Source organism: Nocardioides humilatus, assembly GCF_008373755.1.
GTDB classification, from domain to species: Bacteria; Actinomycetota; Actinomycetes; order Propionibacteriales; family Nocardioidaceae; genus Nocardioides; species Nocardioides humilatus.
Genome location: NZ_VUJV01000003.1, coordinates 101,487 through 124,744 on the forward strand (window position 1 = coordinate 101,487; position 23,258 = coordinate 124,744).

The window sequence follows — 23,258 nt, forward strand, 5'->3', positions numbered from 1 at the left end:
AGGCAGGTGCTTGAATCGCCCCGTGCCTCCTCGTGTCGACACCGTGCTCCACATCGGCACCGGCAAGACGGGCACGACGACGATCCAGCGAGTTCTCGCGCGCAGCCGGGAGGTCCTCGCCGAGGGCGGCACGCTCTACCCCCGCGCCTTCGGGCGCCAACGCCACCTCGGCTTCGGGTTCTTCGTGCTTCCCGACCCTCAGCTGGTGCGATCGCCGGAGTGGCTCCGGGCAGGCAACGCCGACGTCGACCCCGACGAGTTCCGGCGCAAGGTGCGCCGTCGGCTGCGGCGCGAGCTCACGCCCGACGTACGGCGGCTGCTCATCTCCGACGAAGGTCTCTACCGCCGCAACGCATCGACGGTCGCCCGGGTCCGTAAGTTCACCGAGGCGCGCGGCGGCGCGACGCGGGTCGTGATCTACCTGCGCCGCCAAGACGACCACCTGGTCAGCAACTACCAGCAGGTCGTGAAGGGCGGCGAGATCCGCCGGATCGGCGACTGGGCCAACTCCGAGCTCGACTACGTCTACGACTTCCACAGCCACCTCGCGCGCTGGCGCGACAACCTCGGGCCGGCGACGTTCGTCGTCCGGACCTTCGAGCCCGAGCGCTTCGTCGGCGGCTCGATCGTCGCCGACTTCCTCGACGCCGCCGGGGTGGACGTCGACGAGTCCACGCTCGTCCCCCAGGAGCGCCGCAACGAGAGCCTGTGCGCGGAAGCGGTGGAGGTCCTCCGACTGCTCAACGTGCACGGGGTGGAGCAACGCGGCGCCCGTGCCGGCCTCATCATCAACAGCGACCACGTCCGCCGGCTGCACCAGGTCGCCGGACCCGTGCTGACGATGCCCGAGGCCGACCTCGACCGTTTCCAGAGCCGGTGGGAGGCGAGCAACCAGGCGATCGCTCGCGAGTTCCTCGACCGCGCCGACGGCGAGCTCTTCGGATCTCCACGGCGGCGCGAGGGCATGACGACCGAACAGGTCCTCGCACCGGAGCGGCTCGACCACTACCTCGACCTGCTGGAGATCCCCGCCGACGACCGGCCCGGCATCCGTGCCGTCGCGGAGCGGGAGGCCGGCTCGTGAGCGTCGACGTGGTCCTCCACATCGGCTCGGGCAAGACCGGCACGAGCACGATCCAGCGGGTGCTGCGGCGCAACCCCGAGCAGCTGCTCGCGACCGGCCACCTCTATCCGCGGACTCCCGGGCTCCCCCGCCACACCAGGCTCGGGCTCTACGTCCGCCCCGACGAGGAGGTGGTGACGCACGGCGACTGGCTCACCGGGGGCTACGACGACCCGACGGCCTTCCGCAAGGAGTTCCGCCGCCGACTCGACCGCGAGATCGCCACGACCACGGCGACGGGACTGGTCCTCTCCGACGAGGGCCTCTTCGCCGCGAGCGACCCCGCCATCGCCCGCACCCGGCGTCTGATGGACCGCCTCGGCGGCCCCGACGGCACGGTGCGCCTGGTCGTCTATCTGCGCCGCCAGGACGACCACCTCGTCAGCCGCTACCAGCAGGTCGTGAAGATGGGCGAGATCACCCCGCTCAGCACCTGGGCGCAGCAGGACTGGACCGGGACCTACGACTACCACCTGCGGCTGAGGTCGTGGCAGGCGCTGCAGCCCGACACATTCGTCGTACGGCGCTTCGAGCGGGACCGGATGGTCGACGGCTCCCTGGTCGCCGACTTCCTCGACGCCGCCGGCCTGCGGATCGACACCTCGACGCTCTCCCACACCGAGTCCCGCAACGAGAGCCTCGGTGCCGAGGCGATCGAACTGCTGCGCATCCTCAACATCTACCGGGTCAAGCACGAGGGCGCGCGCCCCGGCCTGTTCGGCAATCACCCCCACGTGGTGCGCCTGCGCGAGGTCGACACCGGCCCGGTGCTGACGTTGCCCGAGGTCGAGCTCGACCGGTTCATGGCGACGTGGGCGGCGGCCAACGAGCGCGTCGCCCGCGAGTTCCTCGACGACCCGACTGGCGAGCTCTTCGAGACGACGCGCAAGGCCAGCGGCACGACGACCGAGCAGCGGCTCGACCCGGCCCGGCTCGACCACTACCTCGACCTCCTCGAGATCCCGGTGGGCCAGCACCCCGCCGTGCGGAGGATCGCGGAGAAGGAGGCGAGGCGGAAGCGGGCGGTCAGCGCGCGCGCCGCCCGCAAGCACTTCGAACGCCGCTACAGGAGCAGCCGTGGATAGCGACATCGAGAAGCCGGCGGTCACCTGGGCGCAGATGCGGGCGTTCTTCCCGCACCGCCCGCTGGCCTACCACCTCCACGCGCTGCCCGACCTCGGGATCGTCTACGTGAAGAACCCCAAGGCGGCGTGCTCGACCGTCCTGCTCTGGCTGGACCGGCTGCACACGGGCGATCTCGACTTCGCCCCGGGCAACGTGCACAAGGAGCACCGGCTGCCGAAGGTCCGCGAGATCGGCCGCCACAAGGTCGCTCGCATGGTGTCGGGCGAGGCCTACACCTTCACCTTCGTCCGCGACCCGCTGCGACGCTTCCAGTCGGCCTACCAGGACAAGATCGTGGGCTCGTCGGGCTGGCGGGCCGAGATCCAGACCGCTCTCGGCCAGGAGCCCGACGAGGACCGCGCGGTCTCGATCGACGACTTCGTCACCGCGCTCGAGCGCCAGGACCCGCTCGTCATGAACCCGCATTGGCGCCCGCAGCACATCAACGTGATGGCGTCGTTGATCCGCTACGACCACATCGGTCGCATCGAGACGTTCGCCGACGACCTCGAGGTCATCCGTGCGGCGGCGGATCTGCCCGCCGTACCTGCCACGGCTCGCAACGTCAGGTCGACGAAGCGCGTCGACCTGCTCGCCGACCGCCCCGACCTCGCGGAGCGGGTGCGCGCGATCTACGCGAAGGACCTCGAGATCTTCGGCTACTGACGCACGAGCGGCTCGACGGCCGCGCGGACCTCGGCCGGCAACGGCGTGGTCGGCCGGGCGGGGTCGGTGTTGTCGACGTAGACGTGGACGAACCGGCCCTCTGCAGCGGCGGTCGCGCCGTCGCCTTCGGGGTCGCCTTGGAAGATGCCGACCCGGTAGACGATCGAGGAGGTGCCGAGCCTCTCGACGTAGATGCCGAGCTCGAGCTCGCCGGGGTAGGTCACCTCGGCGAAGTAGCGGCACGACACCTCGGCCACGACACCGATCGCGGGCAGCGCCCGGATGTCGGTGCCGACCTCGCGAGCGAGCTGGTCGTTGACGACCGTGTCGATCAGCTCGAAGTAGCGGGCGTTGTTCATGTGCCCGTAGACGTCGATGTCGGCCCAGCGCAGGGTCGCGCGGTCCCAGGCGACGTAGGCCGACCGGGGCGGCCTCTCAGCGGGCATCAGGCGCTTTCCTGGCGGAGCCGCTGGCTGATCACCGTCGAGACGCCGTCGCCGCGCATCGTGACGCCGTAGAGGGCGTCGCCGACCTCCATGGTGCGCTTCTGGTGGGTGATGACCAGCAGCTGGGAGTTTTCCCGCAGCTCCTCGTAGATCTCCAGCAGCCGACCGAGGTTGACGTCGTCGAGGGCCGCCTCGACCTCGTCGAGGATGTAGAACGGCGAGGGACGCGCCTTGAAGAGCGCGACCAGGAAGGCCACGGCGACCAGGGACCGCTCACCACCGGAGAGCAGCGACAGGCGCTTGACCTTCTTGCCCGGCGGGCGGGCCTCGACCTCGATGCCGGTGGTCAGCATGTTGGACGGGTCGGTGAGGACCAGGCGACCCTCACCGCCGGGGAACAGCCGTGCGAAGGTCTGGTCGAAGGCCTTCGTGACATCGGCGTAGGCCTCGGTGAACACCTGCTCCACGCGGGCGTCGACGTCCTTGACGATGTCGAGGAGGTCCTTGCGGGTGGCGCGGAGGTCCTCGAGCTGCTCGGTGAGGAACTTGTGGCGTTCCTCCATCGCGGTGAACTCCTCGAGCGCCAGCGGGTTGACCTTGCCCAGCATCGACAGGGCGCGCTCGGCGGATCGGAGCCGCTTGACCTGCTCGTCGCGGACGTAGGGCACGGTCTGCGGCTCGACCTCTTCAGCCGGCTCGGTCGAAGCCTCCGGGCTCGAGGGCACCACGTCGTCGGTGGGGAGCTCCCAGACGGGGACCGGCTGGTCCGGTCCGTATTCGGCCACCAGCACGTCGGCCTCGATGCCGAGCTCGTCGAGCGCCTTGCCCTCGATCTGCTCGATCCGCATCTTCTGCTGGGTGCGCGCCATCTCGTCGCGGTGGACCGAGTTGACGAGCTCGTTGTGCTCGCGCCCGAGCTCGCGGAGCTGGTTGCGGACCACCATCAGGTCCTGCTCACGACCCCGACGGGACTCCTCGACCTCAGTGCGCGCACGCAGGGCGCGGTCGATGGAGACCTCCAGGCGTCCCAGGACGTACGACGTCGCGGTCGCCACCGCACGGCCGGCACGTCCTTCGCGCAGCAACCGCGCACGGCGCTCGGCAGCCCGGGCCCGCGCCTGGCGCTCGCCCTCGGCCGCCTTGCGGATCTGGTCGACGCGACCGTGCAGGGCGCGGCCTCGCTCCTCAGAGGTGCGCAGTGCGAGCCGCGCCTCCATCTCGGTCTGGCGGCACGAGCGGGCGTCTTGGACCAGGCGCTCCTGCTCGCCGGTGTCGGGCTCCTCGTCGGGGGCCTCCTCGGCCGAGGCGAGCCGCTCCTCGAGCTCGGCGATGCCGGCAGCGGCCTGGTCGCGAGCGGTCTCGGCCTGGCTGATGGCGGTGGTCAGACGCTCTGCCTCGGCGCGGGCGGACCGAGCCAGCGAGCCGTGCTGGCCGAGCTCCTCGGCCACGGCCGCGAGGGTCGCGTCGGACTCGTGCAGCTTGGCGAGCGCCACGTCGACGCGTCGCTTGGCGTCCTCACGCTCGGCCTCGAGCCGGGCCAGGTCGAAACCGAGCCGCTCGCTCGACGCGATCGCGTCGACGAGGGACGCCGCTGCCTCGTCGACGGCGGCCTGGATCTCGATCAGGCTCTGCTTGTCGTGGGAGCCGCCGGCGGCAAAGTGCGCACCGAGCACATCGCCGTCACGGGTGACCGCGACGACGTCGGGCAGGTCGGCGACGAGCGCCCGCGCGGCCGGCAGGTCGTCGACGACCGCAGTCTTGTGGAGCAGTCGGGTCAGCGCGGGGCGGACCTCGGTTGGGCAGTCGACGACGTCGGCGGCGTAGGAGGTGCCGTTCGGCAGCGCCGGCCAGCCGCTCCGGTCGGCGTCCCCCCCGCCGAGCAGGAGCCCGGCGCGACCGAGGTCGTCGGCCTTGAGGTGGTGGATCGCGGCGACGGCGGCGTCGGCGCCGGTGACGGCAACGGCGTCGGCCGCGGACCCGAGCGCGCTGGCGACAGCGGCCTCGTAGCCGGACCGGACGTTGACCAGTGCGGCGACCGAGCCGAGCAGGCCGGACAGCTGGTCGGAGGCGGCGAGCAGCGCACCGGCACCGTCTTTGCGGGCCAGACCGAGCTCGAGCGCCTCCTTGCGCGCCCCGAGGGCGGACTTGTCGCGGTCGGCCTGCTGGGCCTCCTCGCGGGTCTTCGCGAGCCGCTCCTCGATGTCCTCGAGCAGACCCGCAGCGGCTTCGTGCTCGGCGTCGAGACCCTCCTCGCCCGCGTCGAGGCCAGCGACCCTGGTCTCCAGCGCGGTGAAGTCGTGGTGGGCACGCTCGCTGCGCGCGATGGCGTCGGCCCGAGCGGCCTCCAGGCGCCCCAGCTCCTCGCCGGCGGCGGTGGCCCGGGTGCGCAGCGCGTTGACCTGGCCGTGCAGCCGGGCGAGTCCCTCACGTCGGTCGGCAGCAGCACGCAGCATGCCGGCGACGCGCCGCTCCTCCTGGGCGGCAGCGTCCTCGGCGGCCTTGCGCGCGGTGACGGCCTCCTCGAGCGAGCTCTGCTGCTCGGCGACCAGCGCGAGGATCTCGGCCTCCTGCTCGGCCAGCCGGTCGGCCTCGGCCTCGAGCTCGTCGGGGTCGCGCCCCTGCTCGACGTCAGCCTCCTGCACGCCCGCGGCGTTGCGGACGCGCTCGGCCGCCAGGCTCTGGGTGCCGCGCAGCCGCTCGCGCAGCGCGCCGAGGTTGGAGAGGTTCTCCTGCGCGGCCGCCAGTGCCGGCAGGTCCTCGCGCAGCGCGGCCTCCAGCGTGGCCTCGGCCTCGCGGGCCGCGGCGATCTCCTGGTCGACCTGCTCGCGGCGGGCGACCAACAGGCTCTCGTCGGCCAGCTCCTGCTCCAGGGAGGTGCGTGCCTTGACGAGGTCGTCGGCGAGGATGCGCGCCTTCGCGTCGCGGACGTCGGCCTGCACCGTCGCCGCCCGACGTGCGACCTCGGCCTGCCGGCCCAGCGGCTTGAGCTGCCGGCGGATCTCGCTCAGCAGGTCGTTGAGGCGGGTGAGGTTGCCCTCGGTGGAGTCGAGCTTGCGGAGCGCCTTCTCCTTGCGCTTGCGGTGCTTGAGGACGCCGGCCGCCTCCTCGATGAAGCCGCGGCGGTCCTCCGGGGTCGCGTGGAGGATCGTGTCGAGCTGACCCTGGCCGACGATGACGTGCATCTCGCGCCCGATGCCGGAGTCGCTGAGCAGCTCCTGGACGTCGAGCAGCCGGCACGGGGTGCCGTTGATGGCGTATTCGGACCCACCGGTCCGAAACATCGTCCGGCCGATCGTGACCTCGGAGTAGTCGATCGGGAGCGCGCCGTCGGAGTTGTCGATCGTGAGGACGACCTCGGCCCGGCCGAGCGGCGGCCGACCCGACGTGCCGGCGAAGATGACGTCGTCCATCTTGCCGCCGCGCAGGCTCTTGGCGCTGGCCTCACCCATGACCCACGCGAGCGCATCGACCACGTTGGACTTGCCGGAGCCGTTGGGCCCGACGATGCACGTGATGCCCGGCTCCAGCTGCAGCGTGGTCGCCGATGCGAAGGACTTGAACCCCTTGAGGGTCAGGCTCTTCAGGTACACCCGGGCTCCCTATGGTCAGACGGCGATGAGTCGTGCGGCGCGGCGGCGCGACGAATGGTGCAGACGCGACGGCGCGGGGGAAGCGCGGCGCGCCTCACCTTACCCGGCCGCCTCGGGCGTCCAGCGCAGGCACGCCTCTAACGGGCGGTCTCCGCAGGAGCGTCGACGACCGCCGCGTCGGCGTGGGCGATGTGACCGAGCTGGCGCCAGACCAGAGCAAGGGTGATCCCCGAGCCGACGAAGGCGAACCAGAACGGCGCGGTGAGGCCCCAGTGCTCCGCGATGACGCCGCCCAGGGCGCTGCCGACCACGATCCCGGCGTAGACGCCCACGCCGTAGACCGAGCCCACCCGCCCCTGGAATTCCGTCGGTACGGCGCGCTGCCGGATCGCCGCTGACAGCGCACCCCAGACGAAGGCGTAGATGCCGAAACCGAAGAGGATGAGCAGCGCGACCCAGCCCTGGCGGGTGAGGGCGAGGGCGAGGTGCATCGCCACCTCGAGCAGGAGACAGACCCGCATCAGCGTGGCGAGCGGGACGTGGCGCTCGAGCCAGCCGAAGCAGACCGTCGCCACCAGTCCCCCGACGGCGGCGGCGCTGGTCAGCAGCCCGTAGCCGACCGAGCCCAGGTCGACGACCTCGAGCGAGTAGAGGACGAGCACCGACCAGCCGGCCGCCCAGGTGATGTTGAAGGTCAGGATCACCAGGGTCAGCGTGCGCACGGGCGGGTGGGAGAGCAGCCAGCGAACGCCGTCGGCGATGTCGCGCCGGACGTGCGTGTCGACGTCGGCCCGAACCGGCCCCGGCGGTAGGGCGATCCGCAGGACCAACACCGTGGCGAGCAGCACCGACACGACCTGGACGCCGAAGGGGATCGCCCGCCCGGTCGCGAACAGTGCCGCCCCGATGGGTGCGCCGGCGAGCTGGTTGAGGGTGACGAAGCCGGTCTGCAGGCGGGCCTGGGCCACGCCGAGGTCGCGCTTCTGCACGAGCATCGGCATCAGCGTGCCCGTGGCGGTGTCGGCGAACACCTCGGCGGTGCCGACGAGGAACATCGCGGTGAGCACCACGGCGATGTTGACGACGCCGGTCGCGATCGACCCGACGAGCACCACCAGGACGACCGCCCGCAGCAGGTCGGCGACGACCACGAGCCGGATCCGGTCGACGCGGTCGGCGATGGCGCCGGCGTACAGACCGAAGAGCAGCCAGGGCAGCTGCTGGAGCAGAACGGCCATCGACACGAGGATCGGTGAGCGGGTCTCCGACGCGATCAGCAGCGGGCCCGCGGCCAGCGCGATGCCGTCACCGAGGTTGGACGTCCACGAGGACGCCAGGAGCCACCGGAACCCACGCCCCAGACGGGGCGGCGCCACAGCGTCGAGGATCAGGCTCACAAGGACGCGACGCTACTCAGCAACGCCACGCGGGCGCTACCGATTTCCCGCCGCCGGCGGGACAGGGACGAGCGGGCCTCAGGCCGGCTGCATCTCCTGCTCGGCGGTGAGGATCTCGGCTGCACGGGCCGACATCAACTTGTCGTTCTCCTCGCTGAGACGGAGGACGAGGGACTCCAGCTCGGCGACCCGGTTACGCAGTCGAGCATTCTCGACGGCGAGGCGGGGGTCGCGGAGGTCGCTGTTCAGGTGCCCGATCAGCGCCTTGGCCATGAAGAGAGCCTTCCGATGGGGAAACGCGGGCCCGGATGGGCCGTCTCCAAGAGTCCCACTATCAGGCGCGGGGGTCAAATGCCCCAGGGGGTGTCAGGCCCAGTCGTGGCGAGCGGCGTACCACCCGAGCTGCATCCGGCTGTCGACGCCGGCCAGGTCCTGGAGGTGCCGCAGACGTCGCTGGAGGCTGCGGAGCGAGATCCCCAGCTGGTTGGCAGCGGCCTGGTCCGTCAGCCCGGCGAGCAGCAGGGCGAGGACCTGCCGGTCGACCGGGCTCAGGTCCTCCCCTTCGGGATCAGGACCGCCATCGTCGGCCAGACCCGGGAGCGCGAGCGGGTAGCCCCGCTGCCAGACCGCTTCGAACAAGGCGTCGAGCGCGGAGAGCAGGCCGCTGCGCTGCAGCAGCACCGCACCGGGCTCTCCCCCGGGCGCCACCTCGAGCGGCACCAGGGCGAGGTCGTCATCGGCGAGGACGAGCTTCATCGGGAGCCGGTCGACGACGCGGACCTCGAGCCCGCGCTCGATCGAGAGGATCGCCTCGGCGGTCGCGCCCGGCTCAGCGAGGACGGCCTGCTCGATGACGACCCGGACCCGCACGCCGCGGTCGACGGCAGCCGTCTCCGCAGCGTTTTCCCCCGGACGTACGACGATGAACGGCGCCGTCACGAACATGCGCAGCTGCTCAGCCGCCGCGTGCTGCACCTGCTGGAACCGGTGCCGGATGCCGTCGGGACCGGTGACCACCTCGATGAGGTCGCTGATGCCCTGCCCGGCGATCGCCGATCGGTGCTGCTCGGCGAGCGTCGCCAGGGCCTGCTCCGCGAGCCGAAGTCCCTGGTGCTGCTCGGTGATCAGGGCTCCCAGCGCCACCGCCGGAGGCGCCCCGTGGATCGACCCGTCGTCAGCAGCCAGGACCAGGCCGACCTCGCCGAGGGTCGCCAGGGCGGCCTCGACCTCGGACGCCGTGATGCCGAGCGACTCCCCGAGCAGCGCGACGGTCGTGGCCGGCGCAGCGATCACGGCGCGGTAGACCGCCTCCACGTCGGGCGCGATGCCCAGCGACTCCAGCATCGGCAACCCCCGTCCTCTCGGCATCCGCGGCCCGCAGAGTATGCGCCCCGCCGCGGAGCCGAGGGAAGGTGGTCCGGTCTCGACCAGCGCGGTCACCGCACGCCGTAGGCCCGGGTGATCCGCTGCTCGATGCTGTAGCCGCCCGGCGTCCGAGCCGAGGCGCGGACGGAGACGAACCCGTGTCCCGCCGGCGGCCTGATGGAGCCCCGCCACCAGCCGTCGCCGCCGCCGCGGGTCAGGGTGACGGTGCGCCAGGTGTGCGCGTCGTCGTACGACACCTCGAGGGTGACCTTGCTGACCGCAGCCGGGAGCGGCGTCCCGCTGTGCGACGGCGTCGCTCGGACCGCGATCGGGTGCCGCTTCCCACCCAGGACGTCGCCGCGCAGGTCGCTCTCCAGGTCGTAGTCGAGCTGGAGCACCGAGAAGTCCTCGAAGTAGTCGGAGTCGACGGTGTCGGACAGGAAGGTCCACTCCGTGTGGGTGCTGGTCGAGAGCCGGAAGATCTTCGCGGACCGCGACGCGTCGTGGACGACCCGGTAGGGCAGGTTCCCGGCCGGGACCTCCTTCCACTGCATGTCGGAGCTGTAGACGTTGTCGTGGATCAACGTGTCGCCCTGGAAGACCCGGGTGTGCTCCGGGGACTCACCCCACGGCAGGTAGCCACCGAGGTCGAGCACGGTGCTGGACGAGCTCCACGGCTCGAGGTTCCAGGTCATGAAGTCGCGGGCTCGCGACGGCCGGACGGCGAACGCGTCACTGAAGGCCGGTCGGACGACGGGACGGAACCAGTCGAGCCGGGTCGTCGTGCGCGTAGCGAAGGTGTTGGTGTGGGAGACGACCTCCCACGGCAGCGCCCCCTGGACGTTCTGCGCGTGCGACTCGACCCAGACCTGGCCGGGCGTGACCCACTCGGTGCGCTTGCCCGGGTGCCACTCGCGCTCGTGGGAGCCGAGGGTCGGCGTGAGCGTCAGGTCACCGCGGTAACCGGACGCCTCCCCCGCCTTCACCCCGTAGTAGCGCGCGTCGATGCGGGCGAGCTGACCCTGGGTCGGTGTGTAGGTGAGCGGCCGGTCCGGCACCGCGTCGGGGTAGTCGCGGGTGAGGTCGTAGACGTAATCGGTGTAGGCGTCCTGGTCGACGACCACGCGCCGACCCGCCTTCGCCATCCTGACCAGCTGACGTCCCTGGTCACGGTGCACCGTGGCGACGGGGATCGACGCCGACCCGACGTACTCCAGGAGACCGCCCGGGCCATCGTTGACCACGATCAGCGCCGTCGCACCGGCGTCTGCTGCAGCACTGGCGCGCTCCTGGGAGCCGACCGCGTCGGACCGTCGCACCACCGCGACCTTGCCGGCGGCGTCGAGACCAGCGAAGTCCGCTGCGGCCCCGTCGCCGGCGAAGACCGTGGCCAGCGTGCGTCGCGACGTCGCGAGCGCGCTGCCCGCCTGCACGAGGGTGTCGAAGCGGGTGCTGCCGTCAGCGGTCGTCAGGCCGAGCAGCGGCTCGCCCTTGCGCCACCGCGTGGTGAGGATGAACGAGCCCTCACTGACCGGCTCAGTGGGCAGCACGTAGACGTCGTCGGTCCGCGGGTCGACCGGGTAGGCGCTGCGCACCTCGAGCCCGGTGCTGTCGATGAGCTGGAAGTCCACCTTGCGCTGCCGGTCCTCGGTCAGCTCGGGCGCCGTCGTGGTCAGCAGTCGTGCGTCCCGGGCGTCGAGGGTGACCGTGCGGTCCTGGTCGAGCACCGTCTCGGGGTCGACCAGGACGGCCAGGCCGGCGCGGTCCGGGGTCTCGCCCTGGACGTCGAGGTAGGTCGACACCACGTAGCTGCCCGGCATCGTCCGCAGGGTGGTCTCGCCGTCGACGTAGGCCGCCCAGGGCCAGGGGTCGCCCGCCTTGGCGATCCCGACCCAGCCGGCCGCCGGTGCGCCGTCGCGGCCCACGAGCTTGATCTTGAGGTCGTAGCGCTCCTCCTCCTTGACCAGGCCGAGGGACGTACGGGTGACCGGGTCGCCGGTGGTGGAGTCCGTGCCGACGACGTAGCCGACGTAGCGACCGAAGTCGACCGCGGCCGGGTCACCGGTGATCGGAACGCCCCGCACCCCACCCGCCCGGACCGTCACGGTGGACGCGCCGAGCGTGAAGGCGTCGGCGTTCTGGGTCATCGCCAGGTCAAGCGTCACCGCGGTGTCGCCCGCGTTGGTGAAGCGGATCTTCTTCGTGACCGCGGAGTCGGTGGGCTCGTGCGGCCAGTCGAAGTTGCCGAGCAGGACCGAACCGGTGCTGCGCACGTCGGTCGTGATCGCGGCGGCGACGTCGACCCGCCCAGTGCCGACGTCGTACGGCGAGTAGCCCGGGTCCAGCCCGAGCGAGCTGCTCATCAGGTGCTCCTTGAGCTGCTGCCCGCTCCAGCCGGGGTGCTCCTGCTTGAGGATCGCTGCTGCACCGGCCACGTGCGGCGTGGCCATCGAGGTGCCGCTCATGGTCTGGTACATGCCCGAGCCTCCGGGGATGTCCTGCGAGCGCGGAGCCGTGATGTCGACACCCGGTGCGGTGAGATCGGGCTTCAACGCGCTGGTGTGGAAGATCGGACCGGTGCTCGAGAAGCCGGCCAGCCGGTCGGCGTCGTCGACGGCGCCGACGGTGAGCGCGTCGGCCGCCGCACCCGGGGTCGAGATCGACTCCGGACCGGCGTTGCCGGCAGCGATGACGAAGAGCGTGCCGTACTGCTCGGAGAGGGCGTTGACGGCCTGCGACATCGGGTCCTTGCCGTCGGAGGCCATGGAGTCACCGAGGCTCATGTTGACCACGTCGGCACCCGACTGCGCGGCCCACTCCATGCCGGCGAGCACCCAGGAGTCCTGGCCCTGGCCGGCCGGCCCAGCGAGGACCTTGCCGACGATCAGGTCGGCACCGGGAGCGACGCCCTTGTGCTTCCCATCCGCGGCCGCCCCGGTGCCGGCGATGGTGCCCGCGACGTGGGTGCCGTGGCCGTTGACGTCAGCGACGGCCTCGTCGGGGACGAAGCTCTGGGTGTCGGCGATCTGACCCTCGAAGTCGGGGTGGTCGGCGTCGATGCCGGTGTCGAGCACCGCCACCGTCACGCCGGTGCCGTCGTAACCGGCGGCCCACGCGTCAGGAGCACCGATCTGGGCGACGCCGTCGCCCTGCACGGTCACCTGACCGTCGAGCCAGAGCTTCTCGACCCCGGACTCGAGGGTCGGCGTCGAGTCGGTCAGGTCGACCTCCGGCGCGATCGCCTCCCAGAACGTGCGGGCGCGGTCCTTGTCGGTCGCGAGCGCGGCGCCGTCGATCGAGCGCAGCCGGCGCACCAACGTGCTGCCGCGAGGAGTCGCGTGCTGCGCTCGGCTGGTCGTGGCGGAACGGTAGGTCACGATGGTCGGCACAGTGGCGCGGTGCGCGTCGTCGTAGCCCATCGCGATGAGGTCGGTGACGTCGAACAGGCGCCGGTCGACCAGGTCGGCCCCGAGGAGCGGCACCACCTCGTCGGGGATGACGTAGAGGTCGCCGCCGTACTGCTGCATGCGATAGCTGCCGACGGCTCCCGCGGGGCGCTCGACCTCGACCATCTGGTCGCCCTCAGCCTGGGTCCGCACGGTGACGACGTCGCCGGTGACCAGGGTGACGGTCACCTTCGACGGAGCTACGGAGCGGGCGACGTGTGGTGCCGTGAGGGCGTCGCTGGACCCGGCGGAGCCGGTGGGGTCGGCCTGGGCTGGGACGTGGACGGCGACGAGGGTGACCGCCAGTGCCGAGAGCGCGGTAGCAGCGCGCGAAAGGGGGTGCATAGCGGCTGTCTACCTGCCGCGATCCACCACCCGGAAGGGGTTCTTGTGACGGAATCGCGCCATGGCGCGACTCCGCCAACCGACCGTCAGGTCGAGGCGCGGGGCTTCGGCTGGCAGCGGGGGCAGAAGTACGACGACCGGTTCATGAAGGTGATGCGCCGGATCGGCGTCGCGCACCTCCCGCAGGGCTCGCCCTCCTGGCCGTAGGCCGACAGGGACCTGTCGAAGTAGCCCGACTCCCCGTTGACGTTGACGTAGAGCGCGTCGAAGGACGTGCCGCCCTGGGCCAGGGCCTCGCCCATCACCGCGCGCACGTGGCTGAGCAGCTCGACGACCTGCGCCCGCTTGAGCCGGTCCCCCGACCGCTCTCCGTGCAGCCTGGCGCGCCACAACGCCTCGTCGGCGTAGATGTTGCCCACCCCGGAGATGAGGCCCTGGTCGAGCAGGAGCCGCTTGATGCCGGAGGTGCGCTTGCGCACCCGCGCGACGAAGAGGTCGTCGTCGAACTCGGGGTCGATCGGGTCCCGCGCGATGTGCTCGATCTCGGGGGGCAGGTCCGCTCCCCCGGTCGAGACCGACAGCCCGCCGAACATCCGCTGGTCGACGAACCGCAGCTCGCCCCCGGTGGTCAGCCCGAAGCGCACCCGCAGGTGCCTTTCGTCGGCTGTGCCGACCGGCTGGACGAGCATCTGGCCACTCATGCCCAGGTGGCCCAACAGGGCATCCCCGCTGTCCAGCGGCAGCCAGAAGTACTTCCCGCGGCGGCGCGCTGCCTCGACCCGACGACCGGTCAGGACGCTGGCGAAGCCGGACGGACCCCGCGGGTCGCGGCGGACCGGGCGCGGGTGGAGCACCTCCACCGACGCCAGCGTGGCGCCCACGACATGGCGCTCGAGGCCGGCGCGGACGACCTCGACCTCGGGGAGTTCGGGCACGGCTGGCTGTTCTCGCGCAGGCTCAGTCGTCGGCGGTCGCGGCGGCCATCGACGCGACGATCTCGCCGTAGGCGGTCTCAGCGGCGCCCTGCTCGGCTTCCTTCTTGGAGCGGCCGGTGCCGTTGCCGTAGAGGGTCTCGGCGACGCGCACCTGGGCCGTGAAGGTCTTGGCGTGGTCGGGGCCCTCGTCCTGGATGACGTATTCGGGCACACCGAGGCTGTGCTCGGCGGCGAGCTCCTGGAGCGAGGTCTTCCAGTCGAGGCCGGCGCCCATGGCCGAGGCGGCCTCGATGAGCGGGTCGAAGAGCAGGTGGACCACGTCGGCCGACGTCTCGATGCCGGCGCTGAGGTGCACGGCTCCGATCACGGCCTCGACGGTGTCGGACAGGATCGAGGCCTTGTCGCGACCGCCCGTCGACTCCTCGCCGCGGCCGAGCTTGATGTATTGCCCGAGTCCGATGACCCGGGCGACCTCGGCCAGCGCGCGGGCGTTGACGACCGCGGCGCGCAGCTTGGCGAGGCGACCTTCGGAGAGGTCGGGGTGGAGCAGGTAGAGCGTCTCGGTCACCACGACGCCGAGCACCGAGTCGCCGAGGAACTCGAGGCGCTCGTTGGTCGGCAGTCCGCCGTTTTCGTAGGCGTAGGACCGGTGCGTCAGGGCGCGGTCGAGCAGCTCGGGGTCGAGCTCAGGATCCCCGAGCGCCCGCCGCAGGTTGTCGTAGGCGCTGATGGCCGGTGCCGTCAGGCAGGCTTGATCAGAGGACCTGGCGACGGTCGCCCTTGGCGCCGTACTGACCGCAGGTGCCGCAGGCACGGTGGGGCAGGTGCTGGGCACCGCAGGCCGGGTTGGCGCAGGTCACCAGCGTGGGGGCGACAGCCTTCCACTGCGAGCGACGGTGCCGCGTGTTGCTGCGCGACATCTTCCGCTTCGGAACAGCCACTGTCTTCTCCTCGTGCTTAGGTCTGGTCTTCGTCTGTGCTGAGCTTGCCCAGCGCGGCCCACCGGGGATCCACCGCCGCCTCGTGTGTGTGACCGGGCTCGTCGATCAGGCGCACCCCACACTCGGGGCACAACCCGGGACAATCCGGCTGGCACAACGGCTGGAACGGCAGTGCGAGCACCACCGCATCCCGCAGGAGCGGCTCGAGGTCGACCAGGTCGTCCTCCAGCCTGCTGGTCTCGTCGTCCTCGGAGTCATCCTGCTCATCGTGTCGACGGTCTTCGTAGACGAACAGCTCCTGGAACGTCACCTCGATGTCCTCGTGGATCGGCTCCAGGCACCGCGCGCACTCGCCGTCGACCACGGCTTGCGCCGTGCCGGTGACCAGAACTCCCTCCATGACCGCCTCGAGCCGCAGGTCGAAATCGATCTGCGAACCCTCGGTGACCGTGAGGACTTCGATACCCAGATCTGCTGGAGCCGGGGCCGTGAGGCTCACTTCCCGCTGGGACCCCGGGCGGCGGCCGAGCTCGCGTGTATCAAGCACGAGCGGCGCCCTCGGGTCCAGGCTGGACATGTGATCACTCCCGGTCCGGACACACAACAGATCAGCGAGAAGAGTAACGGTCGGCGGGTTGGCCCACCAAATCTGACACCCGTACGGCCGGGGGCCGGTCTCAGGCGCCGGCGCGCCGCTCCTCGATCCGGGCGGTCAGGCGCTCCAGCACGGCCGGAGGCACCAGGCCCGAGACGTCTCCCCCGAAGGAGGCGACCTCCTTGACCAGGCTCGAGGAGACGAAGGACATGCTCGGGTCGGTCATCAAGAAGACCGTCTCGACCTCGGTGAGGTGCGAGTTCATCTGAGCCATCTGCAGCTCGTAGTCGTAGTCGCCCGAGCCGCGCAGGCCTTTCACGATCGCCTGGGCGCCGATCTCGCGGCAGAAGTCGGTCACCAGGCCGGTGAAGCCCTGCACCCGGACGTTGGCCCACGGGCTCACGGCGTCGGCCAGCATCTCCATGCGCTCGTCGGAGCTGAAGAGGCGGCCCGACGAGGTCGACTTCGACTTGTTGACCCCCACGGCCACGACCACCTCGTCGAACAGCGAGGCGGCCCGGCCGAAGATGTCCAGGTGACCATTCGTCACGGGGTCGAACGACCCCGGGCAGACGCAACGACGCATGGCGTCACCGTAGTGGCTGGGACTCCTCGTCGTCGCGGGCGGCGTACCAGAGCGTCGTCTCGCCGTACTTCTTCAGGCGCCGCTTGCCGGGCAGCGGGGTGAGGGCTGCCGGCCAGCGGGGCTCGGGGCTGCGCGAGCCTCGCTCCACGACGACCAGCGCCTCCTCGGCGAGCCAGCCGTGCTCGGCCAACAGCGCCAGGTCCTGGGCCAGCTCGTCGTCGGTGAGCGGGTAGGGCGGGTCGCTGAAGACGAGGTCGTACGGCGCCGACGCGCCGCCGCCGAGCACGCTGGCCACCGCGGCCGCGCGCACGTCAGCGGCCGGGAAGCCGATCGAGCGGGCGTTGCGGGTGATGAGCGCCGCCGTCGGGCGATCGGACTCGACCAGGGTGACCGCCTCGGCGCCGCGCGACCAGGCCTCCAGGCCGATGGCTCCGGAGCCGGCGTAGAGGTCGAGGAACCGGAGCCCGTGGAGGGAGCCGGCCCGTGCCTCGATGGCCGAGAAGAGCGCCTCGCGGACCCGGTCGCTCGTCGGCCGGGTGCGGTCGCCCTTCGGGGTTTCGAGGCGGCGGCCCCCGGCGTTGCCGGCGATGATCCTCGTCACGATTTGTCCATGAAGTCGCCGTGCTGGGACCGCTCGAGGTCGGCGACCGCGAAGGCCAGCTCCGGGGCGTCGAGGAGCTGGGAATCGCGCTCCAGCAGCTCCTCGGCCGCGTGCCGCGCAGCGACGATGGTGTCCTCGTCGCGGAGCACCCGGAGGTTCTCGAGGCTCGAGCGGCGGCCGGCCTGTGACGCGCCGAGCACGTCGCCCTCGCGCCGCTGCTCGAGGTCGACCCGGCTCAGCACGAAGCCGTCGGTGGTGCTGGCCACGGCGTCGAGACGGGCGCGGGCGTCGGATGCCGGGTCGTCCGCATGGGTCACCAGGAGGCACAGGCCGGGGAACCCGCCTCGACCGACCCGGCCGCGCAGCTGGTGGAGCTGGGAGACCCCGAACCGATCGGCGTCGAGGATCACCATCGTCGTGGCGTTGCCGACGTCGACACCGACCTCGATGACCGTCGTCGACACGAGCACGTCGATGTCGTGCCGGGCGAACGCGCGCATCGTCGCGTCCTTCTCCTCGGCGGGCATCTTGCCGTGCAGCGAGGCGATCCGGAGCCCGGCGAGCGGGCCGCTGGCCAGGTCCTGCACGACCTCGTCGACGGCGGCGAGCGAGCGCGCAGGCGTCGCGACGGGGTTGCCGTCCTCGTCGAGGTCGACCACCTCGGGCTGGTCGGCCTCAGCGTCGTCGCCGGCGATGCGCGGGCACACGACGTAGACCTGGTGCCCCTTCTCGACCTCCTCCCGCACCCGCGACCAGACCCGCGCGATCCAGGTGGGCTGCTCGGCCAGGGGGACGACGTTGGTCTGGATCTCGGCCCGGCCGGCGGGGAGCTCGCGCAGCGTGGACACCTCGAGGTCGCCGAAGACGGTCATGGCGACCGTCCGCGGGATGGGGGTCGCGGTCATCACGAGCACGTGCGGCGGCACCTGGGCCTTGTCGTTGAGCGCAGCGCGCTGCTCGACACCGAACCGGTGCTGCTCGTCGACGACCACCAGGCCGAGGTCGGCGAACTGCACCTGCTCCTGGAGCAGCGCGTGGGTGCCGATGACGATGCCGGCCTCGCCGCTCGCGGCACGGAGCAGCGGCTCAGTGCGTTGGGACTTGGTCATCGATCCGGTCAGCAGGTCGACCCGGGTGCCCTCCCCCGTGCCGAAGATGGTGCCGCCCTCGGCGAGCTCGCCGAGCATCGTCACGATCGAGCGGTGGTGCTGCTGCGCGAGCACCTCGGTCGGCGCGAGCAGCGCTGCCTGGCCGCCCGAGTCGACGACCCGCAGCATCGCCCGCAGCGCGATCAGCGTCTTGCCGGAACCGACCTCCCCCTGGAGGAGCCGGTTCATCGGGTGGGTGCGTGCGAGGTCGTCGGCGATCTCCTCGCCGATCTGACGCTGGCCGTTGGTCAACGTGAACGGCAGCCGCTCGTCGAAGGCCACCTGCAGGGCGCCGTCGCCACCGGTGCGTGCGGTCGCGCCGAGCTCGCGGTGGGCCCGCCGGCGACGCGCCAGCACCAGCTGGGTGACCAGGGCCTCCTCGAAGCGGAAGCGGTGCTGGGCCTTGGCGACCTGCTCGCGGGTGTCGGGAGCGTGGATCCAGTCGTAGGCCGTGTGGATGTCGATCACGTCGTAGTCGCTCCGGATCCCGTCGGGCAGGAGCTCCTGGATGCCGGCGACCTGTCCCCGCGCGGCCCGGACGGCGCGGGCGACGTCCCAGGTCTGCAGGCCCTTGGTGAGCGGGTAGATCGGGTAGAGGTCGCCGATCTCGTCGATGATGGTCTCGTCCTCATCGGCGATGCCGAACAGCGTCATCGCCGGATTGGTGAGCTGCCAGTCGTCACGGAACCGCCCCGCCTGGCCGAGGAAGACCCCGCGGTTGCCGACGGCCACGCGACGCCCGTGCCAGTCGGCCATGTGTTTGTTCTTCGCAAAGAACGTCATCTTCAGCTTCGGGCCGTCGGTGCTGAGCACGGCCTCGACGCGGTAGGCCGGCCGGCCGGTGCGGCGGTCGTTGTAGGTCAACTGCTTGCACGCGACGATCTCGCCGATCACGCAGAGGAACTGGCCGACCTTGAGGTCGGCGACCTTCGTCAGTTTTCCGGTTTCGAGGTAGCGGCGCGGGAAGTGGTGGAGCAGGTCGCCGACGGTGCGCAGGCCGAGGCCGTCCTCGAACTTCTTCCGCTGCGCGGGTGTCGCCTTGCCCAGCACTGCTGCCAGCGGGGACTCGAGGGTGGTCACACGCCTCCCATCGTCAGGGGGATCACTCGACGGACATCAGGAGCGGGTAACGCGCCTGACCACCGTCGTACACCACGACGTCGACATGGGCGTGCTGCTCCTCCACCCACGCCTCCGCCCGATCGGCGATGTCACCGGCCCCCTCGCCTCGCACCAGCGTGACGAGCTCGCCGCCCGCGGCCAGGAGCCGCTCGAGTACGGCGACCGCGACCGTTCCGAGATCGTCGCCGATCACGGCGAAGTCGCCGGCGATGACGCCGAGGACGTCTCCCGGCGCACACGGACCGGCCGTCGTCATCGCCTCCTTGGCTGCGATCGTGACCGCACCGTGCTTCACGTGGCGTGCGGTCGCGGTCATCTCCGTGACGTCCTGGTCGAAGGTGCGGCCGGGCTCGTGGACCGCGATCGCCGCGAGACCCTGGACCTGCGCCTCGGTGGGGATGACCGAGATGCGGAGCGCGTGGCCGACGCCGTCGGACTCGGCGGTGCTCGCGGCGACGCGGGCGGCCCGCACCGAATCGGGGTCGTTGGGCAGGATCACGACCTCCTCGGCGCCGCTCTGCGTGATCGCCTCGAGCAGCTGGCCCGTGGACGGTCGTCGCCCCGGTCCGCCGTCGACCACGATCGCGCCGGCCTCGGAGAAGAGCGCGGACAGCCCCGGTCCTGCCGACACCGCGATGACCGAGCGCCCGGTCGGCCCTGCCTGTCCAGCCGCCCGACCCGACTCGCTCGCCGCGGAGATCTGCTCGGCGAAGTGGGTCACCCGGATCCGGTGCGGTCGGCCGATGGCCAGGCCCGCCTCGATCGCGGCGCCCACGTCGTCGACGTGGACGTGGACGTTCCAGAGCCCGTCACCTCCGACGACCACGACCGAGTCGCCGAGCTCGCCGAGCGTGGCGCGCAGCGGCGGGACGGCGCCGTCCTCGGCGTCGAGGAGGTACATCACCTCGTAGGCCGGCCCCTCGCTGCTGAGGTCCCCCGCGCCGGGCTGCACGACCTGCGGCACCGGGATCGCGTGGGTGCCCAGCGGCTGGGTCACGGCCATCGGCCGCTTGCCGGTGAGCACCGTCTCGGCGGCGTCGAGGATCACGCAGATGCCGCGTCCGCCGGCGTCGACAACGCCCGCCCTCGCGAGCACCTCGAGCTGCTCGGGCGTGTGGCCGAGCGCCTCGCGTGCGGCAGCCGCCGCCTGGCGGAGCACGTCGGCGGTGCGCGTCGCGGGATCCTTGACCGCCTCGGCCGCCGCGTCGGACGCCGCGCGGGCGACGGTCAGCATGGTGCCCTCCACGGGCTCCCCCACCGCCGCATAGCTGGCCTCGGTGGCGTGGCGCAGCGCCTCGGCCATCACCTCGGCGTTGCGGTCGTCGTCGGTGGCCGACGCGATCCGGCGGGCGATGGCGCCCATCATCTCGCTGAGGATCACCCCTGAGTTGCCGCGTGCCCCCAGCAGCGCGCCGCGCGAGAACGCAGCCAGCGCGGCTCGTCTCGGGGCGCCCGGGACCTCGCGGATGGCGTCACGCGCAGCGGCGATCGTGAGGTACATGTTGGTCCCGGTGTCGCCGTCGGGCACCGGGTAGACGTTGAGCGCGTCGATCTCCTCGCGCGCCTCGGCCAGGGCATCGACGGCGATGTCGACGAACCGGAGCACGCTGCCGAGCTCGATGCCGCCAACCATGGGGTCAGGTTAGAGGGTTCCGACGATTTCTGGCTGGAGGCGCCGGTCGGCTAATCTGTTCCGGTTGCCCACGCAAGGGCGACCCCATGAATTTGAGTCAAGATCCCGATCTGTAGGAGTCACCGTGGCTGCCGTCTGCGACATCTGCGCCAAGAAGCCGGGCTTCGGCAACAACCGGCCGTGGTCGCGCAAGATCACCAAGCGCCGCTTCAACCCGAACATCCAGCGCGTGCGCGCTGTGGTCAACGGCACCCCGAAGCGCATGAACGTCTGCACCGGCTGCATCAAGGCCGGCAAGGTCTCGCGCTGACCTGACGCACTTCCAGAACAGCCGCCTTCGGGCGGCTGTTCTGCTTTTTTCTGCGCGAGCGCTCAGAAGTGGGTCCAGCCGGTGGGTCCGTCGTACGACGCCCCGTCGACCGTCACCGCGGGGCCGGCGTCCCCGGGTGTCGTGACCGTGCCGATCCGGAGCCACCCCTCAGGCAGCGCCGCTCCGGCAGGGAAGGTCGCCACCAACGAGTGGTCCTCGCCGCCGCCGAGGACGAAGGTCAGCGGGTCGGCACCGGTGGCGCTGGCGACCGCGAGGAGCGGCTCGGGCACCTCCAGGGTCGCCGACTCGATGTCGATCCCCACGCCGCTGGCCCGCGCGACGTGTGCGACGTCGGCGAGCAGCCCGTCGGAGATGTCGATCATCGCTGTCGCGCCAGCCTCCGCGGCCAGCGCTCCGGCGCCGTACGGCGGCTCCGGTCGGCGGTAGGCGTCGACCAGCACGCGCGGCGACCGGAAGCCCCTCCCGAGCACCGCCAGGCCGCCGGCCGACCAGCCCTGGCGTCCGCACAGCGCGACGACGTCGCCCGCCTGCGCACCCGACCGGAGCACGGGCGAGACCGTGCATGCGCCGATCACGGTGACGGCGACGGTGATCTTGTCGGCGCTGGTGACGTCGCCGCCGACCACACCGGCCCCGACCAGGGCGCACTCCTCGGCGAAACCGCGGACGAAGTCCAGCGCCCAGCGTGCCTCGAGCGTCGGCGGCGCGGCGAAGCCGACCGTCAGCCACTGCGCTCGGCCGCCCATCGCGTTGATGTCGGAGAGGTTCTGCGCGGCCGCGCGGTGCCCTACGTCGGCAGCATCGGCCCAGTCCTTGCGGAAGTGCCGCCCCTCCACCACCAGGTCCGTCGACACGACCACGTGGCCCTTCCGGACGCGCAGCACCGCGGCGTCGTCACCGGGGCCGACCAGGACGTCCTCCCCGGGAGCGACCTGCCCGACGATGCGGGCGACCTGGTCGATCAGGGCGAACTCGCCGAGATCGGCGAGCGTGGTGTCGGGGGCAGGGAGGGCGTCGGACACCTGCCTATCCAACCAGCGACCTCCCCTGGTTGGCGCCTGGTGGGAGCCTGGTGGGCGCCGAAGAGGCGGTAGCGGCCCGGGCACGATAGGTTGAGGCGTCTTTGACCGCGAACCCCAGGAGGGCAACCAATGGTGGTGCAGGCCTACATCCTGATCCAGACCGACGTCGGCAAGGCTGCCGAGGTGGCCAAGGCGATCGCCGAGGTCAAGGGCGTCACGCTGGCCGAGGACGTCACGGGTCCTTACGACGTGATCGTCCGCGCCGAGGCGCGCAACGTCGACGAGCTGGGCAAGCTGGTCGTCTCGAAGGTCCAGAACCTCGACGGCATCACCCGCACCCTGACCTGCCCGGTCGTCCACATCTGACCGTGCGACGGGCAGGCCTGCTGATCGGCCTGCTGTTGTTGACCGCCTGCGGCGGTCCGGTCGAGGTCGATTCCCCCGACCTCGACGGCGCCGATGCTGATGCCTGCGCGGCATTCGTCGACGCCCTGCCCTCGACGCTCGCCGACGAGGACCAGGTGGAGATCGATCCGGCCGACGCGCCCGCTGCCGCCTACGGCGACCCGGCGATCGTCGTGACCTGTGGTGTGGACGGGCCCGAGGGCTTCGGCCCCGGTTCGTCGTGCGAGATCGCCGACAAGTCGCGGTGGTACATCCCGAGCGAGCAGTACGGCGACGAGCCCCGCGAGCTCACGCTCACTGCCGCGTGGAGCCGCCCCCGGGTGGAGGTGGTCATCCCGGCCGACTACTGGCCCAACGCCACCGCGGCCGTGATGGCCCAGCTCGCACCGCTCGTGCGCGAGCTGCGCACGGTCGGCGGCAGGTGCCTCTAGACCGC

21 protein-coding genes are annotated in these 23,258 nt (G+C 71.5%); 6 read left to right on the forward strand and 15 right to left on the reverse strand.

Annotation, left to right across the window (positions count from 1 at the left end):
- Positions 1-22 precede the first annotated feature (22 nt).
- From F0U44_RS08415 to F0U44_RS08425, 3 genes are read left to right on the forward strand one after another with little or no spacing between them, the layout of a single operon-like run.
- A complete protein-coding gene (locus F0U44_RS08415; protein ID WP_149727864.1) occupies positions 23-1,084 on the forward strand; it encodes a hypothetical protein in 1,062 nt (353 codons plus the stop codon).
- Positions 1,081-2,208, forward strand: a complete 1,128-nt coding sequence (locus F0U44_RS08420) for a hypothetical protein (protein ID WP_149727865.1) — start codon at positions 1,081-1,083, stop codon at positions 2,206-2,208. The genes F0U44_RS08415 and F0U44_RS08420 overlap by 4 nt, the downstream gene beginning before the upstream one ends.
- Positions 2,201-2,914 (forward strand): sulfotransferase family protein, encoded by a 714-nt coding sequence (locus F0U44_RS08425; RefSeq protein WP_149727866.1) that lies wholly within the window; start codon positions 2,201-2,203, stop codon positions 2,912-2,914. Before F0U44_RS08420 ends, F0U44_RS08425 begins: the two co-directional genes overlap by 8 nt.
- Here the strand turns inward: F0U44_RS08425 and F0U44_RS08430 are convergent.
- The 14 genes from F0U44_RS08430 to F0U44_RS08495 all read right to left on the reverse strand — a co-directional run bounded on the left by F0U44_RS08430 (position 2,908) and on the right by F0U44_RS08495 (position 21,064).
- Positions 2,908-3,360: an acyl-CoA thioesterase gene (locus F0U44_RS08430; RefSeq protein WP_149727867.1), complete on the reverse strand. Its 453-nt coding sequence runs from the start codon at positions 3,358-3,360 to the stop codon at positions 2,908-2,910. The genes F0U44_RS08425 and F0U44_RS08430 overlap by 7 nt on opposite strands.
- Positions 3,360-6,950 (reverse strand): chromosome segregation protein SMC, encoded by a 3,591-nt coding sequence (gene smc / locus F0U44_RS08435; RefSeq protein WP_149727868.1) that lies wholly within the window; start codon positions 6,948-6,950, stop codon positions 3,360-3,362. The genes F0U44_RS08430 and smc overlap by 1 nt, the downstream gene beginning before the upstream one ends.
- Before the next feature lie 137 nt (positions 6,951-7,087).
- Positions 7,088-8,347: an MFS transporter gene (locus F0U44_RS08440; RefSeq protein ID WP_149727869.1), complete on the reverse strand. Its 1,260-nt coding sequence runs from the start codon at positions 8,345-8,347 to the stop codon at positions 7,088-7,090.
- Positions 8,348-8,425: 78 nt separating this feature from the next.
- Entirely contained in the window at positions 8,426-8,620 is a 195-nt protein-coding gene (locus F0U44_RS08445; protein ID WP_149727870.1) for a hypothetical protein, read from the reverse strand.
- Between the two features lie 93 nt (positions 8,621-8,713).
- Positions 8,714-9,691, reverse strand: a complete 978-nt coding sequence (locus F0U44_RS08450; protein WP_149727871.1) for a response regulator transcription factor — start codon at positions 9,689-9,691, stop codon at positions 8,714-8,716.
- A gap of 92 nt (positions 9,692-9,783) precedes the next feature.
- Complete coding sequence (locus F0U44_RS08455) at positions 9,784-13,503, reverse strand: S8 family peptidase (protein ID WP_149727872.1); 3,720 nt, start codon at positions 13,501-13,503, stop codon at positions 9,784-9,786.
- An 86-nt stretch (positions 13,504-13,589) separates the two neighbouring features.
- On the reverse strand, positions 13,590-14,438 hold the full coding sequence (gene mutM, locus F0U44_RS08460; RefSeq protein WP_149727873.1) for a bifunctional DNA-formamidopyrimidine glycosylase/DNA-(apurinic or apyrimidinic site) lyase: 849 nt from the start codon (positions 14,436-14,438) through the stop codon (positions 13,590-13,592).
- Positions 14,439-14,460: 22 nt separating this feature from the next.
- Positions 14,461-15,252, reverse strand: coding sequence for a ribonuclease III (gene rnc / locus F0U44_RS08465; protein WP_438616482.1), 792 nt, complete (start codon positions 15,250-15,252; stop codon positions 14,461-14,463).
- A complete protein-coding gene (rpmF, locus tag F0U44_RS08470) occupies positions 15,194-15,379 on the reverse strand; it encodes a 50S ribosomal protein L32 (RefSeq protein WP_149727874.1) in 186 nt (61 codons plus the stop codon). The genes rnc and rpmF overlap by 59 nt, the downstream gene beginning before the upstream one ends.
- 16 nt (positions 15,380-15,395) lie before the next feature.
- Entirely contained in the window at positions 15,396-15,956 is a 561-nt protein-coding gene (locus F0U44_RS08475) for a YceD family protein (protein WP_149727875.1), read from the reverse strand.
- Positions 15,957-16,056: 100 nt separating this feature from the next.
- Complete coding sequence (gene coaD / locus F0U44_RS08480) at positions 16,057-16,560, reverse strand: pantetheine-phosphate adenylyltransferase (RefSeq protein ID WP_149727876.1); 504 nt, start codon at positions 16,558-16,560, stop codon at positions 16,057-16,059.
- A gap of 4 nt (positions 16,561-16,564) precedes the next feature.
- Positions 16,565-17,161, reverse strand: a complete 597-nt coding sequence (rsmD, locus tag F0U44_RS08485) for a 16S rRNA (guanine(966)-N(2))-methyltransferase RsmD (RefSeq protein ID WP_149727877.1) — start codon at positions 17,159-17,161, stop codon at positions 16,565-16,567.
- Positions 17,158-19,389, reverse strand: coding sequence for an ATP-dependent DNA helicase RecG (locus tag F0U44_RS08490; protein ID WP_149727878.1), 2,232 nt, complete (start codon positions 19,387-19,389; stop codon positions 17,158-17,160). The genes rsmD and F0U44_RS08490 overlap by 4 nt, the downstream gene beginning before the upstream one ends.
- Positions 19,390-19,411: 22 nt before the next feature.
- Entirely contained in the window at positions 19,412-21,064 is a 1,653-nt protein-coding gene (locus F0U44_RS08495) for a DAK2 domain-containing protein (protein WP_149727879.1), read from the reverse strand.
- A gap of 124 nt (positions 21,065-21,188) precedes the next feature.
- Here F0U44_RS08495 and rpmB point away from each other — a divergent pair, with 124 nt between their 5' ends.
- Positions 21,189-21,374, forward strand: coding sequence for a 50S ribosomal protein L28 (rpmB, locus tag F0U44_RS08500; RefSeq protein WP_149727880.1), 186 nt, complete (start codon positions 21,189-21,191; stop codon positions 21,372-21,374).
- Positions 21,375-21,436: 62 nt separating this feature from the next.
- Here the strand turns inward: rpmB and F0U44_RS08505 are convergent, their stop codons facing one another.
- Entirely contained in the window at positions 21,437-22,417 is a 981-nt protein-coding gene (locus F0U44_RS08505) for a thiamine-phosphate kinase (protein WP_149727881.1), read from the reverse strand.
- A gap of 129 nt (positions 22,418-22,546) precedes the next feature.
- Here F0U44_RS08505 and F0U44_RS08510 point away from each other — a divergent pair, with 129 nt between their 5' ends.
- A complete protein-coding gene (locus tag F0U44_RS08510; RefSeq protein WP_118923769.1) occupies positions 22,547-22,783 on the forward strand; it encodes an Lrp/AsnC family transcriptional regulator in 237 nt (78 codons plus the stop codon).
- Positions 22,784-22,785: 2 nt separating this feature from the next.
- Positions 22,786-23,253: a DUF3515 family protein gene (locus tag F0U44_RS08515; RefSeq protein ID WP_188113396.1), complete on the forward strand. Its 468-nt coding sequence runs from the start codon at positions 22,786-22,788 to the stop codon at positions 23,251-23,253.
- Positions 23,254-23,258 lie beyond the last annotated feature (5 nt).